Genomic DNA, 19,398 nt, shown 5'->3' with positions numbered 1-19,398 from the left:
AGATGGGTAATTGAGCAGGACAAGAACGTAAGCATTTTTTGATCAATTCAAAGCCTATTTGGACATCCACTCGATTTATCTAGATTAATATCAGTCAGACATCGTAAGAAAACGAATCGTTAAACTTAGTGAGGCAATTGGCTTTGTTGCGTAATTCAGCTTCGAGATAGAGCCGCCCGTTTCGTGTATTTCTTAGTCAATACGATAAGTTTCAGGCATACCTAATCCAGTAAGCTTGTTCAACGCTTTGATCATCGTATAGGTTTCACCCACCTGAGCATTATCGTTCCTCAGGCTTAATTTCCCCACCTAGCAGTTGTTTTGTAACGAGGTTTAGGCACAATACTACGACGATTGATGGGTGTAGCCGTTCAGATTGTAGCGTCCTGATTTAGTTCCATCTATTTAAGCAACAAGGTCCTGTAACCACTTCAGGTCAAGAAAAAAATCTACTAATATTATTTTCACATTGAGGCTTTAATGGGCTTCGCTGAATATATTTTTATGACGTATAAAATTGGTAAAATTAGAGGAAGCCCCTAGAATAATCAGTAGTTTAAAAGAAAACCCGAAAGAATAAGCAAAGGAATTACAAGATAGTTATTGATAACTTTATATTTAACAATGAATTTATGACGCGGTTATCTTTCGTATTAGAAAGTCAGAGTTACAAGTTTTTACATATGATAAATATAAAACGAAACCTAAATCACGAAAACAAAAAACAACTCATATGGATTACTGGTTAACTATTAAAATTAATGATAATTAATTATCCTCTCATACCCCTTAAGTACTAACATCAGACTCCTTGAGATGGACATCCAGAGTAGATAAATGACCTTACAAGAAACCACTGCTGGTGCAATTGAAGAGCAGTTTAGTTCCAAACAATACGCATTGCTTGAATCTATAGGTGAAGGGGGCTTCGGAAAAGTCTTCAAAGCTGTACAACTCAACACTCAAAGATTCGTCGCGATAAAGTTTCTCAGATTAACAAATTCTGAATGCCCTCATAAAAGACAAAAGAAAATCGCTCGCTTTAATCGAGAATGTGATTTAGTCCGTCGTTTAAATCACCCTAACATCGTATCGCTATTGGACAAAGGTCAACAAGGTGATCACATCTTGTACGCCGTTTATGAATTTGTCGATGGCATAACATTGAAAGACTATATAGCCTCTAATGGTCAGATATCACCAACAGAATCCGCAGAAATAATGGCTTCAGTACTGGATGCTCTCGCCCATGCGCACACTCTTGGTATTATCCACAGAGATATAAAGCCAGCTAACATAATGCTCTTCAATGTTGGAGCGAAACAACACGTCAAAGTTCTAGATTTTGGGATAAGTACACTAAAAAGTGATAGCAAAACGTCGGATCTGCAAACATTAACATTAAATGATGAAACCTTAGGGACTCCAAAATACAGTGCTCCAGAACAACTAAGAGGCGAGCCTTCTTTACCTCAAACGGACGTTTATTCCTGGGGGCTTGTATTTTTGGAGTGTCTCACCGGTACTTCGGTCATAAAAGGCAACAGTGCCGCGTCCGTTTTTTTTCATCAACTTAGCGCTGCAAATATTCCGTTAGGCCCCCTTGCTGGACACCATTCAGCACACTTTTTTCGACGTGTACTTAATAAAAAAGCACTAGACCGTCCTGGTAACACAGTTGAACTATATCATGAGTTTCGACGGTTTAATTTTTCCGACATAGTATTACAAGCCCCATGCTCATTCTCGACTGAGGGTTCAAGTTCAGCACAAGAGTCAATAACACAAACGATCGAATTATCTTCCTCTTACTACTCTGAATTCACGGAGAGGAAACAGATCACGGCTCTATGTTTGATCCTTTCTGAAGATAGAACCTACTCTTCTAACGAGTTAACACTCGAAAGACAAGATATAGCGGAAATGCTCTTATCAGATCAGCAAAGTCAAAGTGTCGATATAGCGCTTCGTTATGGAGCTACTCATGTGGCGTCTGTTGGTGACACTGCGTTGTTTTATTTCGGCTATCCCAATGTCAGTGACAACGATAGTCGACTTAGTGCAAGAGCAGCGCTCGACATTTGGAATAATCTACACACTAAGCAAACTTCGCTCTTGGAACAACATAACCTCAAATTCGATCTTAGAATCGGCCTATCTAAAGGGATGATGAGAAGCATCGACGGAGCTACCCCTGAAGGACGAGTCGCAGCTGAAGCTATGACTCTTGCTCGAAATAGTGACTCAGGAGGAATCATTTGTTCACCTCAATTCAAAGACATGTTAAGCAACCAGCTTTTATTTGAGTGTGTCGTCAATGATTCAATACATGTGGCATCTTATGGATATCGTCTTAAGGGAGAGCGTTTATCTGAAGCTTTTTCATTTCTGCGCAAAACACAGTCACACAACTCTATTGTGGGTCGTCAAACCATTCTCGAACAACTCTGTCGCCTAAACCAACCAAACTGCCAATATCAACTATTTCATGTTTATGGTGATGCAGGGATCGGTAAATCGCGTTTGATTCTCGAACTAAAAGAGCGCTTAAGCAACACCAGTTCGTTTTCTTTGCAATGTTTACCTGAGTTTCACACGAATGCTTTGTACCCTCTACTAAACTTTTTTTCCACGTACTTTGATCTCAACGGCCAAGATGCTGAGGACAATTACAAAAAAGCAATATGTTCTCTCTCTCTCTCAGCATTAGAACGAGAAAGAGGTTCAGCTATTCTTTGGGCATGGTTACAACCTTACTCAAGGTTATCTGACCAAAATGAAAAAGAATTTCAACAAGCTATCTCTAACCTTACTCTCAGCCAACAGAAGTCATATCTTTTTTTAACTATGTCTCGTCTTCTGTCTTTAATTTGCAATAGCTCTGAAAGCAGTTACGATTCATGCCTGTTTATTTGTGAAGATATCCATTGGTCTGATGCCACTACATTAGAATTTATTGGCTACCTAATTAAAGAAAAGCTACCCACTACTCTTGGCTTTTATTGGCTGAACAGCTCACGTACACCTATTCCTGAAACCCTTAAATCCTCCAAAGCTCTCGAGATTGGACTTTCCTCTCTGTCACAAAACGAGAGTCACCAACTGATTGAACACTTATTCGACAACGTAACCGTCAGCGAGCAAGTGAAAAAATTATTTACAACCAGAAGTGACGGGAACCCACTCTTTCTTGAAGAATTGGTGTTTCATGCTCAAAAGAACAATCTAGTTAAAAAGATAAATGGCTGTATTGACTTCACCGTGAAAGAGCCAGAACTACAAGTACCAGAAAACCTCCGAGGTACCCTTCAACAGAAACTCAATGATTTGACTTTCGCCAAAGATACAGCTCAGCTTGCGGCAACAATAGGACGAACGTTTAGCGAAGCATTAATTCTACATGCCTCAGATAAGAACATAGGACAGATTCAAGCTGACTTAGACGAACTTCAACGTAACAATATTGTTTTTAAACAACGTAGCGTGGAAGGCAACCTTTATCAATTCAAGCACGCTCTAATCCGCGATGCCATCTACGAAAGTTCAACAACACAGCACATAAGTCACCAACAGCTCGCATTGGCAATGGAAGAGCAAGAGGGATATGAATACCACCCAGCTATTATTGGCGACCATTGGTCAAAAACTAATACCCCCATACGAGCGACAACCTACTATTTAACAGCTGGTGATCAGGCTGCTAAAGCTTCAATGGTAGAAGATGCTATCAGACATTTTGAAAAGTCATTAAATATATCGTTAGATGCAATAAAAAATGACGAAACCAATCCTGACAAACTATCTGCTCTTATAGGGCTTGGTGATAATTTGATCCGTTTAGCAAGACACGACGAAGCACGCTCTCATTACTTGGAAGCGCTTAATGAAATTAAAGACGATGACATTTTAACCAGTGTCAGTTTGCACGTGAAATACGGAAAGTCTCTAGAAACCCATCATTTACATGAAAAGGCCCTAAAGAGCTATGACCAAGCCGAAGCTCTTATAAACAGTCATATGGTGAAAGATTCGCGTTGGTACAACACATGGTTGACAGTCCAGTTAGCGAAGTTATATATCCATTACTGGCGTAACGAATTGTCTAGTATGAGTACTATCATCAGTAACGTTGAAACATGCCTTGAACACTTTACTGATCCAATATCATCAGCACAATTTTATGACGCAAAACTGCAATTTGAATTACGACGGACTCGTTACGATTTAAGTCTTAAGCAAATCAATCTAGCTCAAACAGCCCATAGCATATCTTTAGAAACTGACGATCACCAACTACAAACACACAGCTTATTCAGTTTAGGATTTACGTACTTATTTAGCCAACAATATACCGAAGCGGAGAAGCACCTTTTAGCAGCATTAAAAAACGCCAATGATAAAGCCGATGCAACACTAAAAACCCGTTGCCTCGCCTATTTAACCGTACTTTTCAGATTAAAAGGTGATATTGAAAATACACGTAATTATGTAGAACAGGCTTTTTCCTATGCAAAAAATTCAGGCATGGATGACTATGTCGCTATTGCTAGTGCAAATGAATCATGGCTTGCTTTTAGGCAAGGGGATATATCCCACAGTCAGACGCTAGTCCAAAAAAGTAATAATATTTGGAGAGCTCTATCAGACGAATTTCCATTTCCACTTCAATGGTTAGCTTTGCTCGTAGAGCTTGAGCTAATAATGCTCAAACAGTCAAACTCAACAGCAGGTAGCGTTCAAGAACGCACTATAGAAATCGTTACAACATTATTAGACATAAGTCAGCATGCACTTCCCGCCCCCATCATTGACCCACTTAAAAAGGTAATTGATGAAAAGCGAAGCAACAAACATTGGCAACAACTAATACTTGAAGCATTAAAAAATGCAAAAACGCTAGGCTACTTGTAATTTAAGGAGAAAATATGGACAGCCAATCGATAGAAGAACTTCAAAATGAATTAAGCCCTTACATTGATGATAAAGGTCAACTGACTCTGCGTTCCCAAGATATTTATGTGATCAGACAAAACGGCCAACAAGCAACGCTTATCAATTATGAAGACTACACCTCAAAGTCGGTAAAACGCATTGAGTGGTGCTATAGCGCAACCGATTTTCACTTCTTTTTCGGGGCGAAAAAGGAAGGGGAAAAACTGCAACAAATGAATCTTATAGGGCCAGCACTAACTAAAGTCGTACCGTGGAACCTAGAAAATGCTCAGTGTCCTCCTGGTATTAATATATCAGATTTAAAGCCTGGATATTTACTCGACCTACGCCTTTTACAGCTCAATAGGTTACGTGCTCCTCTACACGACTCTCCGTATCCAGACGTTGACAGAGACACTCCAATCAGCCAACTTGAGTTGAACTCTGGTGCTCCTATCTCGAGGTTTGTCAACGACCACCTTCCATCATCAGCGTTAAAAGAACTCGCAGAACCTGTACCTGAAAATATCTATATCGTCTCCTACGTAAATCCTTTATTGGTTAGAGACGATAACAAGTTTTACCCCTACCACGTTCACTATCTCAGCGTAAGTGATCTAAACAAGCTAGAAACACTCAACCTAGAGGAGGGTGCAAGTGAAGATCTCAATGAGTTACAACAGACGCTTCATGAATTAAAAGCCACTATTCATCGTCATCAAAATGAATTAGTTCCTCACATAAACTCTATCAAGCAAAACAGCAACACATTAACTGCTCAATCATTGGCTCGATACTATCGCGATGCAGGTGTGCAGGTAGGAGCTGTCAACCCGAAAGATCTGCAAGAAGAAAGCTTACTGGTAGGAACTGTTTGCACCGTTGCAAACTTGCGAAGCTTCCTTAAATAAAACGCAAGTTATTCATAAGGAGCCAAATTGGACACTTGGCTCCGAACCCTAGTTACTGAAGGAACATTAATGCCATTAAAAAAACACCAAAAAGGAACGCATCGCCAGTGTTCTCCGGAGGCAACTTTCGAAAGAATATCCGCTTATTTCAAAAAAATGGGAATAACTCGCATTGCAAACATTACAGGCCTCGATCATATCGGAATTCCAGTCGTAACAGTCTGCCGTCCTAACTCTTATGCAATTTCGGTTGCTCAGGGGAAAGGCTTGGATTTGATATCAGCAAAAGTTTCTGGCGCTATGGAAGCAATAGAAACGTATCACGCTGAACATATTGACCTACCGCTTAAACTAGCAGATTTTTATCAGTTTTCGAAAAAGTACTCAGTCATAAATATCAATGCTTTGCCCAAACTGGAATTCAGTCAGTTTTCAGAACATGAACAACGTTTATGGATTAAAGGAACTGACTTGTTTAATCAGCAATCTATGTATGTCCCTTATGAAGTAGTTCACTGCAACTATACTCTCCCACTACCGACTGGCAGTGGCGCTTTCATCATGAGTTCAAATGGTTTGGCTTCCGGAAACAGTCTAGAGGAAGCGATAGTACACGGACTCTGCGAAACAATCGAACGCGATGCCCTAGCACTTTGGAAAATAAAGCAGCGTCATATAGTTGACCAACATGCCAACCAACTAGACTTAAAAACCGTTGATGATGAGGATTGCCTAACGATTATAGAAAAATATCGTCTGGCTAACGTTGATGTTCAAGTTTGGGATATCACAACCGATGTTGCACTTCCTAGCTTCTTTTGTCGAATCATGTCTAATTCACCGGAGCAAGGCCCTCTTTACCCAGCTTTTGGCTCTGGCACTCATCCATGCAAGGCCATTAGCCTATTAAGAGCGTTAACGGAAGCAGCGCAAACGCGCTTAACCATGATTTCTGGCTCAAGAGATGATATTGACGCCAACACTTACTCAAGCATCAGTACCAAGAATACAGATCAACCACTTAACATATCGCCGAAAGTGCTAAGAAACTATAAAGATATCCAATCTTGGAATAACACGTGTTTTACGAAAGACATTGAACTTATTTTAAGTCAACTAAACAAGGCTGGTCTTAACCAGGCTGTCTTCGTAAACCTAGAAAAAAGTGAGTATCGTATACCTGTTGTACGTGTCATTGTCCCAGGGTTGGAAGGTATTCAAGAACAGTCAGGTTATAAGATGGGAACGCGAGCTTTGGCTATACAAGATTCATTAAGCACGGGAGAATTCGCATGAGTATTATCGTGTTTGCCGGCCCTACCCTTTCCACAGCAAAAATTAAAAGCCTTGTAAATGCAGATTGCCGTCCTCCCGCCAAACAAGGAGATATTTATTTAGCCACACGCGACCAACCGAATGTGATCGTTTTGATTGACGGTTACTTCGAAAGTGTACCAGCAGTTTGGCATAAAGAAATACTCTACGCCTTATCATTGGGTATCAAAGTATACGGCTGTTCGAGCATGGGAGCTTTGAGAGCATCAGAATTGACCCATTATGGGATGGAAGGGTCTGGTAGCGTCTTCGAAGACTATATAAACGGGGTATTGGAAGACGACGACGAGGTGGCTCTAGTTCATGGCCCTTCAGAATTGGGATACCCACATATCTCGACTCCCATGGTGAACATACGTGCAACCCTAGAGCATGCCGTCAAAAACCGCATAATGAGCCAACAAGATTCAGCCCGAATTGTAGAAGCATTCAAGCAACTCCACTATCCAGAGCGAACTCTCTCTAAACTTTATGACTATGCCATAGAGTTTCTTGGAGATGTTCAGGCGCTATCATTGTATAAGTTTACAGAAAACAACTATATAGATATCAAAGAAGCTGATGCCGTTCATCTCCTACAAAAACTCGATAGGCACCCAAATCTATCGCTCCCACTCTCTAAAGATCACAGACATCACTTTAAGCCAACGGATGCCTGGGAGCGGTTAGTTTCACAACTAAACCACCAACAAAAACTCTCAGCACATTCAATAACAAGCGAAGAGCTTCACCGAGAGCTTAAACTTGATGGTTGCTTTTGGGAGCTAAAACAACAAGCAATTTCTCGAAAAAGCGCCTTAAGAACCGCATCCTTCCATAATCCAAGTATTTCGGATGAGCACATACAAAGAGCCCTGCTCGAAATTGCATTTAGGCAATCAGCCTATACAAATCAAGCATTAGATTTTAAGCACTTGGCCAAGTGGTTAACTTCACAGCAAGTCAACCACCTGGACTTTGATGCACTTGTCTACAATGAATCTTTACTCGCGTGGTTAAGTACAAACCAGGATCATTTTGACGAGGAGCTACTCGAACTATTAAAGCTTAATAAGTCCTATTCCGCCTATCAAACCCGTATCACATTTAAACGCGATAACCCTTCATTGTCGCTGTCTGACCTTAACATCAATGATCAGCAGTTATGGAACTGGTTTTTTTCAACCAAACATCCAAACAGCGTAGCGCAAGACCCAAACGATCTTTGGCCAATACTTGGCTTTTCTTCCTATAGCGAATTTAAGAACGCCGCTATCCAGGACTATCAATTTTATCTGCAATCAGGAAATCACTAATGAACTATGTAAAAGCCCTAAACCTCATCGCAACCATAAAAATCAAACGTGAACAAGAGAACAAGTTCATCGAGTTGTCAAAAACAATTTTCCCCCCACTCGCCAATGAAACAGGTTGGAAGCTAACATCACTATGGACTTCCAACGAACTCACTGACGACATAATACATATCCAAAACCAGTGGCAAACAAATGAAGATACAACAGAGCGAGTTGAAAAGGTCCTCAGCCAAGCGATGGAGAACCTAGCTCAGAGTATTGATGGTTACCAACAGCAACTGGAGATGCTAGACGAATTAATTATTGAAGAATCACTACACTATGCAAATAGCTATACTATTTAGAGGCAGCGTCATTTAATGTTTCATGAATGGTGAGAAAACACATGGCTTATTTATATAATCAAAGATTTACCAAACCAATATATTTGAAAGCATTCCATCAGTTTGGCCGGCTTTCGTCATCTGTTAACACAGCTATCAATTTACCAGATGTTTCACGAATACACGCTATCATAGAGTTTCAAAAACACTGGTTTATCCGAGATGTCAGCCAGAACGGAGTCAGAATAAATGGCAAGATAATTGAACCCAACCGACCTCACTTACTTAACGTCAATGACGAAATTTTATTCTCGAATTCGCAAACAGATCCTTTCATCATCGAAAGTCTTGAGCCACCAAAAGACATTCTGTTGCCAACGGAGCAAGAAGCTTACATTGAATCTGGCCTCGAACCTATTTATTTGGAGCACTACCACTTTTTGCCTAACGATACATCTCCTGAGTTAGTCGTATTTTATGACCAGATAAAACAAGAATGGCAATGTGAGCACTTTGAGAACAATTTATGCAGTAGCCTGAGTGACGGTGAACAAATCAAGTTTTCAGAAAAAACGTGGCAGTTATTCAAAAGTGTTGAGGCTGAAGACGCCGAAACAATGTGTCTTAAAAAACAGTCAAATAATAATCTTTGCTACACCTTCAATTTAAGCTTAGATGAAGAGGTAACTGAACTCACTATCACAGATGAACGAAGATCAATCGATTGTCAGGCTCGAAGTCATCATTATTTGACAGCTTTGCTAGCACGATATAAGGCAGAAGATCTAAAAAACAATATCGCTGAACCTATGCAGGGATGGCGAACAATTGAACAACTAACAAAAGATCTAGGGCTTGCAGAGAGTCATATTAATATCCAAATATATAGAGCTCGAAAACAGCTTTCAGAACTATTAGAGCCTGAGGGTGTTTTAGTGCCTAATCTTATTGAAAGAAAACGTGGCAGAATTAGGCTAGCAATTAGAGATTACCAAATCATTAAAGGCAGCACGTTAGAAGTAGATTCGAGAAACATTGCGGCATAACCAACAGTACCCTTAAGTTGTGTGATTCACAGAGATGGTTTCAATTTTCTTAACTGAAGATCAAGCTTGTAATTCTGCTCTTGAAACCTCTCTTTCCATATCTGGTAGCGCTGTAATACCTCTTCAGACAGAGGAGTTTGGTCAGATAACTCTGTAATCTTTTCTATCGGTGTTAGCCCTTTTAAAGAGCTATGTGGACGCTCCCAGTTGTAGTAATGCTGCCATTCAGATAGCAGCAGATCCAACTCATCCGGCCCCACACTTACATCTATGGTCGGATAAAACTCGCTTTTATCCGTTTTCTGGGAACGTTCAACTTTACCGTTCAAGTGAGGTGAACCAGACTTGTTGGGGCGGAATTTAATACCATATAACATAAGTTGCTTCTGGACTTTCTCTGCAAAGAATTCGCGCCCTCTGTCCGTCTGAACTCGTTGGATAGGAAATAGCATTTCTTCCACTACACAATCAACAGAGTTGACTGTATTTGCTGCTGTACGCCGAGAGCAACACCTTAGACCCGAGAGCGAGAGTTACCATCAATAGCTGTATACTGATAAATTCAGTTTGTAAACGCCTACCCTCTAAGTTACGTTTCTCACGTATCGTAAGGATCAATGCTCTTAGCCCACTTGTGTATTTTGGTCTTGAAATGCCACGGTGTCGACATACGAGGCCTGATACTTTGGCTCTTGGCTGTCGGAACTAAAACAACGAAAGCCATTCAACATTGCAGTTATTTTGTTATCCAATAAGCTGGCTCGAATCGCATGGCCTGTGATGTATGGTTAATTTGTCAGGTTCTTCCCACATTTAAAAGTCGGCGCATTTGAAAGATGCTTTGCTGCTCTTGTAGAAATTGGACAAATTTGGCCAGTTAATTGGGGCTTTTGGTATTATTTCATATCGGACATTACACTCTTAAAAAAGGGCCTCGTTCCAATCATGAATCGAGACCTTTTTTCACTTGAAAACAACTGGCATTAGTTGCTTTCATTTCCGAAAGTGTACATCAGGTTTATTGTCAAAGTCGTCACGTCATTTAGATCAATAAAATAACGGGTAAACTGCCAGCCGGCGCTCCACTGATCGCTCAGCTGATAATCCACAGCAATACCGATGTACGGATCCAACCCGTCTTCGCTGCTGGTGATATGAGTACCCTGGTACTCACTGTCAAAATCCACTTCCCACCAGAAACTACCCAGCACCGTCTGTAGGCTGACACTGTTTTCCTCGAGGACGGTGTAACTGACATCCACAGCAAAACCCTCCGCCAGTGCCGGCGTAACCTTAGCTACGCTGGCGTGGTATTCCGTCGGGTTCATACCGCTACCCGGACTCAGGGTTGCGCTGCCTTCTCCTAAATCAAGGTAGCGGCCGGTAACCGCCCAGTCAGGATTGATATGGTAGCCCAGTCCTAACGACCAGGCTGTACCCCGCTTATCCGTATCCTGCAACTGGCTGTCTGCCACCGTCAGGCGAGCATCGGCTATACTCACCCCTAAATCAGCATCCAGGTACCAGTTCGCCTGGCTGCTGAAACTCAGCAGCGCCAACAGGGCCGCCGCGAATTTGCGTCCATGACGGCGAAACGCACCCAGTAATCCCAGCGTAAATACGGTCAAACCGCCCATACTGCCTCCTCCGGCACTGTTTTTAACCACGCCACCTGCTGACTGGGTGACATTGACGGTGACGTCGGCGTAAGCCGTACCACCGTTACCATCGGTCACGCTGTAGCTGATGATGTCGGTACCGTAGAACTTGTCTGCTGCACGATACGCAATCATGCCGTTCTCAATCGAGACGGTACCAAAGTTTGCACTCACACTAGTAATGATCAGTGAATCATTATCCGCATCACTGTCATTACCCAGCACGTCGATCTGCAGTGAGCCATTTATCGCCACATACACACTATCGTTAACCGCAACCGGAAGCGTATTCTTCGAGGTCGTCGCTACACCACCCGGGTCAACGATGCTACCGTTTGCCATGCCATCATCATCGTTCGGACCACCGTCCTGAATAGTCAATTGCACACACCAGTCGCCTTCAGTAAGCCCCTGGCTCCATACACTGTCTCCCGGAGGCGGACAGTAGCCCTCTTCACCCTTGGTAGACGAGACGTAGTTGCTGGCATCTGTCTGGAAATCAACCCAAGCGCTGCTTTCTTTGTATTTACGGTACACCGCATTTGCCGGGATAGGTAGGCGCTGCGGGAACACGACCTGATAGGTCTGCCCTGCTGTCGGCAATCCGTATGCCACAAAGTCAAATAACCCACCAATGTTCTCGGCCTCAGTATCATCCGTTAGCTCATGGGTCATCAGTTGAGCGCCGCCCGTCTGGTTGCTCGCTAACGTTACGCCTTTGCGAAGACAGACACCCGGTTCACCTTCAACCAGGTAACTCTGCGACTCCAGTGCCTGCTCCTGAATAACGTTACATTCACTAATCGCATCCTGATAGTCCGGGATACCATCGTTGTCGCTGTCGGTAAAGCCTTCCTGATTATCCGGAATAAGGTCGCCATCGCTGTCCTGACCGTCCAGAGTAGCCAGCTGTGCCACCACCTCGATATAGATGTCCGTTGTCACCATCGCGGATGCACTATCGGTCACTTCCAGTTTCAGTTGGTAGATGCCCGGTGTTAAGCCTTCCGGAGAGAAGATAAACTGGTTATAACTCTGACTGATGTTCGCCAACTGCGCATTGTCGTTGAGCCAGTTATAACTGTGCGTGTCACCGGCGTTGGCATCCGTGACGGTGGCCGTTACCGTAACCGCCACCGCGCTGTTTTCTACCAGCGGACGGGACTCGCCACTCTGCGAAACCATGATACTCACTTCCGGTGCCACGTTCTCTTCATAGACCGACAGCACATAATGGGACTTACTCCCGAGGTTCAGGCTGTCATCTAGAGTGATCTCTACCGTTTCAGTACCCTCCGCTACCTCATCGGCATTAACGGAGAACTCAATGCTGCCTTCAGTACCACTGTTGATAATAACATTATCACTCACCAGGTTGTGGTCTGCGGAATCGCTGCTGCCACTTACCGTATATGGAATGACTACGGGATAACTCGGCGCTTCACCATTGAGGAATACCTTAACGGTGTGGTTGGTGCCTTCCGTCGTCACATCATCCTTACTGATAGAAACCAACGGATACACGGTTACCTGCTGGCTAGCTCTGGCCTCATTGCCTTTCGCATCTTGGGTACGCCAGTACACGGTGTGCTGGCCCGGCGCAAAGAAGGTAGAGTGATCCACCAGTGATACCGGCAGCGGCTCACCGCTGCTGTTTTCCGCAACCGCCACACCGAGATCAACTTTAGTGAACAAGGCGTTGGCCTTTACTTCCACATTTTCCGGAGCGGTGATGGTCGGTGCCTGAGCGCTATTCGATGTAATCATTACAGTCGCTATTCCCGTAGCGGTGCCGCCGTTACCATCACTGATCCCGTACTTAAGGTTCACCACACCAACCAGGTCCGTTTCCAGCACCACGGATGCGCCCTGAATGCTGACACTACCGCTGTCGGTACTTACCCAGGCCAGTTGCAGCGTATCGTTATCCACATCCGTGTCGTTAGCAAGCACATCCAAGGTGTAGCTGCCGCTGTCACTAACGACAAACGTATAGCTATTGTCATTGACCGCCACCGGGGCGTCGTTAGTATTGGTCACCTCAACCGAAAACGCGGTTAACGCCGTCGTTGCCTTGCCGTCACTAACGCTGATGACGATATCGCGGGTGATGCCGACATTATCATTATCCGGCGTACCGGTCAGCGCCCCCGTTGTGGTATCGAAGCTCGCCCAACTAGGCTTGTTGCTGATGCTGTAGGTCAGGTTGTCACCAGCATCCACATCACTGCCCGTAGGAATAAAGCGATAATCTGAATCTTCCGCTACCGTTGTCGCCGGAGTACCGCTGATCACCGGTGCATCGTTGACATTGGCAACCTCAATACTGAACGGAGCCAGTGCAACACTCACTGTACCGTCCGATACGCTGATCTGAATATCATTGTAACTACCGACATCATCATTGTCCGGTGTACCGGTCAGTGCGCCCGTTGTAGTGTCGAAGTTCGCCCAACCCGGTTTGTTGTTGATGCTGTAGGTGAGCGAGTCACCGGTATCGACATCATTGCCCACCGGGGTAAAGTCGTAACCACTGCCCTGTACAGCTTTGGTAACCGGTGTGCCGCTGATGACTGGTGCATCATTGGTATTTACAACCGTCACTCTGAAGGCTGCCAATGATGCGATTTCTGCATCATCACTGACACTGATGATGATGCCATCGGTTTCACCCACATCGTCATTCGTTGGCGTGCCACTCAGTGCCCCCGTTGCCGTATTGAAGCTCATCCAGTCAGGTTTGTTGATAATGCTGAATGTCAGCGGGTCATCATCAATATCACCGACGACCGGCGTGAAGCTGTATACCGCATCTTCCACCGCCTTAGTAGATGGAGTACCACTGATGGTCGGTGCATCGTTGACATTGATAACTTCCAACGAGAACGCTGCCAGAGTTGCCGTTTCTGCACCGTCAGTAACGCTGATCAGGATATCGCTTGTAATACCCACTTCATTATTGTCCGGTGTACCGGTCAATGCCCCCGTCGCGGTATCAAAGCTCGCCCACGCCGGTTTATTGCTGATCATGAAGGAGAGAGTATCACCATCAATATCTTCGCTGGTCGGTATAAAGCTGTAATCCGTATCCTGCTCCACACTGGTGGCCGGAGTACCACTGATGGTCGGCGCGTCATTGACATTGGTCACCATCAGATCAAAGCTGCTCAGCGCAGCAGTTTCCTCGCCGTCAGTGACACTGATGACGATATTGCTGGTGGTGGTACCGACATCATCATTCGTCGGCGTACCAGACAGCGTACCTGTCGCTGTATCAAAACTCGCCCAGCCCGGCTTGTTACTGATGCTGTAGGCCAGGGTATCCCCTGTATCCACGTCATTACCGGCAGGCGTAAAGCTGTACGCTGTATCCTGCACCGCTTTGGTTGCCGGTGAGCCACTGATCGTTGGCGCATCGTTAACATTGGTTACCGTCAGGGTAAAGGCCGGCAACGATACCGTCCCGGCACCGTCACTGACACTGATCAAGATATCCTGAGTGCTGCCCACATGATCATTGGTCGGCGTACCGGAAAGCTCACCAGTTGCGGTATCGAAGCTTGCCCAGCTCGGCTTGTTCTCAATACTGAACGTTAAGGTATCAGCGTCAATATCGTTACTGTCCGGGGTAAAGCTGTAGGCCGTATCTTCCGCTACCGTTGTCGCCGGAGTACCGCTAATCACCGGTGCATCGTTGATGTTTTCCACTTCCAGATCAAAGGCCTTCAGCGCAACGGTTTCCTCTCCGTCGCTTACGCTGATCACGATATTATTGGTGGTATTGCCTACATCGTCATTGGTCGGCGTACCGGAAAGCGTACCGGTTACAGGGTCAAAGCTGGCCCAGTCTGGTGTCTTGTTGATGCTGTAGGTGAGCGAGTCACCAGTATCAACATCGTTGCCCACCGGGGTAAAGCTGTAAGCGCTGTCCTGGACGGCTTTGATAGCCGGTGTCCCGCTGATAGTTGGTGCGTCGTTCACATTGGTTACGCTGATACTGAACGGTGTCAGGATATCCGTGGCATTGCTGCTATCCGCTACCGTGATACGGATATCGTTGTAGCTCCCCACATCATCGTTGTCGGGGGTGCCAGTCAGCGCACCGGTGGAAGTGCTGAAATCCGCCCAATCCGGTTTATTGGCAATGCTGTAGGTCAGGCTGTCACCTGTATCCACATCACTACCTGAGGGGATAAAGCTGTAGGCCGAGTCTTCCGCAACCGAGGTTGCCGGTGTACCGCTGATAACCGGAGCATCATTCACCGCAGTAACGTTCACTGAGGAGGATACCGCACTACCGGCTTCCGCATCCGATGGCGTTACCTTCAGGGTGACATTACCATTTGTATTGCTGGAAGAGGTAAAGCTCAGCATGTTCGCCGTATCCAGCCAGATGTTAATATCAGCCGCGCTGCCGCTCAGTATTACACTGGCTGTGCCGGAGCCGCTGACCGTAACACCGTTAATGCTCCCATCACCATTGGCTGCCGTCAGTACGCCACTGTTCACCGTTAGTACAATGGAAATGGTATCCCCTTCTGCATCCGAGACGGTGATACCGCTGACATCCAGGTTGGCTGCGACATCTTCTGTAGCACTAAAACCAGAGACCAGTCCGGTCACCATCGGCACATCGTTCACCGCAGAGAGAGTTACTTTAGAGGCGATGCTCAGAGTATCGTTCGTATTGTCATTGTCCCCACTACCAGAGCCACTGTCTGTCAGGCTGGAAATCGTAACCACACGGGCATTCTCTATGGCTGGATCGTCGCTGCTGTTCTGGTAGTTGATTCCATCTACCAGCGTCTGCAGAGCTTCGTTGCTCAGGCTGCCGCTGGTGAAGTATACCGTCACGGTATCCGAAGCAACGGTTACCGCATAGCTCAAGCTATTGGTTGCAGTGGTGCCACTTGCTGCATCATCGAGCGTGATGGCGGTGCCATCGACCGTCAGCATTTCACTGCCGCTGTCGGTGACATTGTTGACCGTCAGAACCAGGCCGCTCAGTGTCTGGCCTGTTTCTACCGTACTGGCGGTGGCGCTGCTGAATACTACCGCTGCATCACCGTTCTCAGTAAAGGTCGGATTAACTGACGTAGCCGTCAGGGTCGGCTCATCGTTAACCGCTGTCAGGGTAACCGTAGAAGCAATGCTCAGGCTGGTGGTCGCATTTTCGCTGCCACTGTCGGTCAGGCTGGTAATGGTGACGACACGATTGCTGTCCGTGGTCGGATCTTGGCTGTTGTTTTGGTAGCTGATACCATCGATCAACGTCTGCAGATCGGCCTCGGTCAGGCTGCCGCCAGTGAGGGTTAACGTCGCCGTAGTCCCGGCAACCGCTACCGTATAGCTCAGGCCGTTAGCCGTTGTGGTGCCGTTTACGTCACTAGCCAGCGTGATAGCAGTACCATCCACAGTCAGCACTTCACTGCCACTATCAGATACATTAGTTACCATCAGCATCAGGCCACTTAATGTTTGTCCACTCTCTACGGTACTCACGTTAGCACTGCTGAAGACAGTGGCTGCACTTCCGCCCTCGGTAAAGGTCGGATTAGCGGCCGACGCCGTCAGGGTCGGCGCATCATTACTTGCAGTAATGTTTGCGGTTACCTGATTGGTGCCGCTGCTGTTCTCAGTGCCGTCATTAAAGGTAAAGCTCAGTACCACAGAGCCGGCCGGCTCGTTGGCACTGTTAGAATAGGTGATATTCTGCAGCACGCTGTTAACCAGCGCTGTGGTGGCACTGCTGTTAAAGGTCAGTATCAGCGTACCATTAGAGTTGCTGGTTACCGTACCGATTGTTGTGCCGTTGTAAACCAGATCCTCACCCTCATTCAGCGCGCCCAGTAAACCGTTATTCGCAAAGAGATCATTGCCACTAGCACCGCCGCTGCGGGCAATGGTTAATGTGGCACCGTCATAGTTACCGTTACCGCCATTTAGCGCATCCAGCTCCGTATCGCTGACCGTGGCATCACCATCAATAATGACCGCTGAGCCGTCTTCGGTGAAGGCTGGTGCCGCGTCCAGGTTACTGAATACCGGTGGATTATTCTCATTAATGGTAACAGAAGCTGAACTGCCGCTACTGATCGTTGCCGTACCGGATGATACAGAATTCAGGGCAACGACTATCGTTTCTGCGTCATCCTCTTCTACGTCATCGGTCGCTGTTACACTCAAGGTTGCCGATGAGCTGCCGGAAGCGATGGTAATGTCATCGGAAGAGCTCAGGCCGGTAACAGAGTAATCCGTATCCTTGGTTGCAGTTCCGCCGAACTGGATAGCTGCTACGATGTTTTCACTGGCAGTAAACGGATTACCTTTTCCGTCCTGCAGGCTCACTGTATAGGTAACGCTGCCACCCTTTTCTGACATTTCCGTCGCAGACGCACTGAGCGCCAGAGTTGGGGCCGTCCTAAAGCTGAAGGTGGTGTTATCACTGATACCGGCAAAGCTATTACCTGCCAGATCCTGAATCGCAGAGGCCGAAACCTGCACTGCATATTCGGTACCTGCCAGCAGATCTGTCCCCGGATTTAACGTCACCTTGTCGGATGATACCGAAATGGTACCTCCGTTATTACCGCTTGCAGCGTTAGTGCTTGTAGCAGTAAAGGTCTCGACGATCACACCGTTTGTGACATCCGCCAGTGTAATAATCTGGCCGTTGAGCAGAGTAACCACTTCGCTAAAGTCGATAACGATGTTATCGCCGACGGTTACCCCGGCGGCATTATCGTTTGGTGTTGAGTTATTGCTGTCAAAGGTCGGTGCGGTTTTATCCAGGTTAAGACTCAACGAGCTGTTACTCGCCTGGTTACCGGCACTGTCACTGGCGGTAAAGGTCACCGCAATAGCACCTTCCTGCATATTACCACTAGTATTCAATGCTGAAGTGGTCAGGCTATAACTGCCATCTCCATCATCGGTCAGCGCCACGTCTGGACCGAAGTCACTGTCTAATACAGAAAGGTTGGCAGTCACCGTCAGACCGGTTTCGCCCAGATTGACACCAAAAGTGATGGTTTCACCGGCTTTGTAGAATATATCCGTATCGGTTACCGAAACAGTGTCAAATACAGGCACCGCAGTATCAATCACAAGTGCTTTATTCGCTGCCAGAGAGCCTGTACTACCCGGAGCTACTAAAGTGAGGGTAGCGTCATTGCCTGCGCTATCCTGAATACTGCCACCATTCAGGGTCAGTGCCGTGATACTGGCGTAATCCAGATCAGCGCTGGTATCCCCTGCCTGTACGGTGTAGTTAAAGATCAGGGTGTCTGTACCGCTGCCACTTGTGTAGTTAACAGTTCTGTTGCTATCACCGGTTTCCAAAGTCAGCTGTGGTGTACCGGTCACGGTTACCGCCTCACTAAAGGTTACAGTGATGGCCACAACATCGCCTTCCTTATAGCTGCCGTCGGCTGTCGTCGAGCTAACGTTGCTCACGGTCGGTACCGCAGTGTCCACCAGAACAGAGGTCAGGCTGCCAACGGAATTCAGCGTGGTGTTGGCACTGTTACCGGCGCTGTCTTGCAGAGTTCCACCGTTGGTGTCCAGCGTAGCACTTAACACAATACCATTGTTGTCGCTATCACCTGACTGAACCGTATAACTGAATACCAATGCACTGTTGCCACTACCAGAGACATAGCTGGCGTAACGGTTGACGGAGCCAATGCTCAAAGCCAATCGAGGCGTACCACCACTGGTATTAACCGTAATATTCTCATTATAGTTAACGGTAAAGTCGAGGGAGTCGCTGGCTTTGTAGGTACCATTTGTTGGCACGCTTACTGAGCTGACCGTCGGCACCACCGTATCGACCGCCTGCGTGCTTCGGGTCGCCGCCGTATTGGTATTGCCCGCCGCATCGGTCGCTACGTCTGCCG

At 46.1% G+C, this 19,398-nt stretch carries 7 protein-coding genes and 2 pseudogenes; 6 read left to right on the top strand and 3 right to left on the bottom strand.

The window, feature by feature from the left end; genetic code table 11:
- Window positions 1-192 precede the first annotated feature (192 nt).
- Window positions 193-322: pseudogene (locus KI743_RS17780) on the bottom strand (IS5/IS1182 family transposase); the annotation flags it as partial.
- A 515-nt stretch (window positions 323-837) separates the two neighbouring features.
- Between KI743_RS17780 and KI743_RS17775 the strand changes: the two are divergent.
- The 6 genes from KI743_RS17775 (at window position 838) to KI743_RS17750 (ending at window position 9,842) form a co-directional block, all read left to right on the top strand.
- Window positions 838-4,911, top strand: a complete 4,074-nt coding sequence (locus tag KI743_RS17775) for a protein kinase (protein WP_285467507.1) — start codon at window positions 838-840, stop codon at window positions 4,909-4,911.
- Window positions 4,912-4,925: 14 nt separating this feature from the next.
- Window positions 4,926-5,843 carry a hypothetical protein gene (locus tag KI743_RS17770; protein WP_285467506.1) on the top strand — a complete coding sequence of 306 codons (918 nt, stop codon included), beginning with the start codon at window positions 4,926-4,928 and terminating at the stop codon, window positions 5,841-5,843.
- Window positions 5,844-5,912: 69 nt separating this feature from the next.
- On the top strand, window positions 5,913-7,139 hold the full coding sequence (locus KI743_RS17765; RefSeq protein ID WP_285467504.1) for a YcaO-like family protein: 1,227 nt from the start codon (window positions 5,913-5,915) through the stop codon (window positions 7,137-7,139).
- Window positions 7,136-8,473: a TfuA-like protein gene (locus tag KI743_RS17760; protein ID WP_285467502.1), complete on the top strand. Its 1,338-nt coding sequence runs from the start codon at window positions 7,136-7,138 to the stop codon at window positions 8,471-8,473. The genes KI743_RS17765 and KI743_RS17760 overlap by 4 nt, the downstream gene beginning before the upstream one ends.
- Complete coding sequence (locus tag KI743_RS17755) at window positions 8,473-8,817, top strand: hypothetical protein (protein WP_285467501.1); 345 nt, start codon at window positions 8,473-8,475, stop codon at window positions 8,815-8,817. Before KI743_RS17760 ends, KI743_RS17755 begins: the two co-directional genes overlap by 1 nt.
- 41 nt (window positions 8,818-8,858) lie before the next feature.
- The gene (locus tag KI743_RS17750) at window positions 8,859-9,842 is read left to right on the top strand and encodes an FHA domain-containing protein (protein ID WP_285467499.1); all 984 of its coding nucleotides are present in this window, start codon (window positions 8,859-8,861) and stop codon (window positions 9,840-9,842) included.
- Between the two features lie 26 nt (window positions 9,843-9,868).
- On the opposite strand, the pseudogene KI743_RS17745 reads toward KI743_RS17750, so the two are convergent.
- Together KI743_RS17745 and KI743_RS17735 are read right to left on the bottom strand one after the other, a co-directional pair.
- Window positions 9,869-10,523 (bottom strand): annotated as a pseudogene (locus KI743_RS17745) (integrase core domain-containing protein); the annotation flags it as partial.
- A gap of 302 nt (window positions 10,524-10,825) precedes the next feature.
- Window positions 10,826-19,198: a putative Ig domain-containing protein gene (locus tag KI743_RS17735; RefSeq protein WP_285467497.1), complete on the bottom strand. Its 8,373-nt coding sequence runs from the start codon at window positions 19,196-19,198 to the stop codon at window positions 10,826-10,828.
- Window positions 19,199-19,398: the final 200 nt, after the last annotated feature.

The organism is Vibrio sp. D420a (genome assembly GCF_030248625.1).
Lineage (GTDB): Bacteria > Pseudomonadota > Gammaproteobacteria > Enterobacterales > Vibrionaceae > Vibrio > Vibrio fortis_A.
Note: the sequence above shows the minus strand (reverse complement) of the source record. Positions and strands in the feature narration are given on the sequence as shown.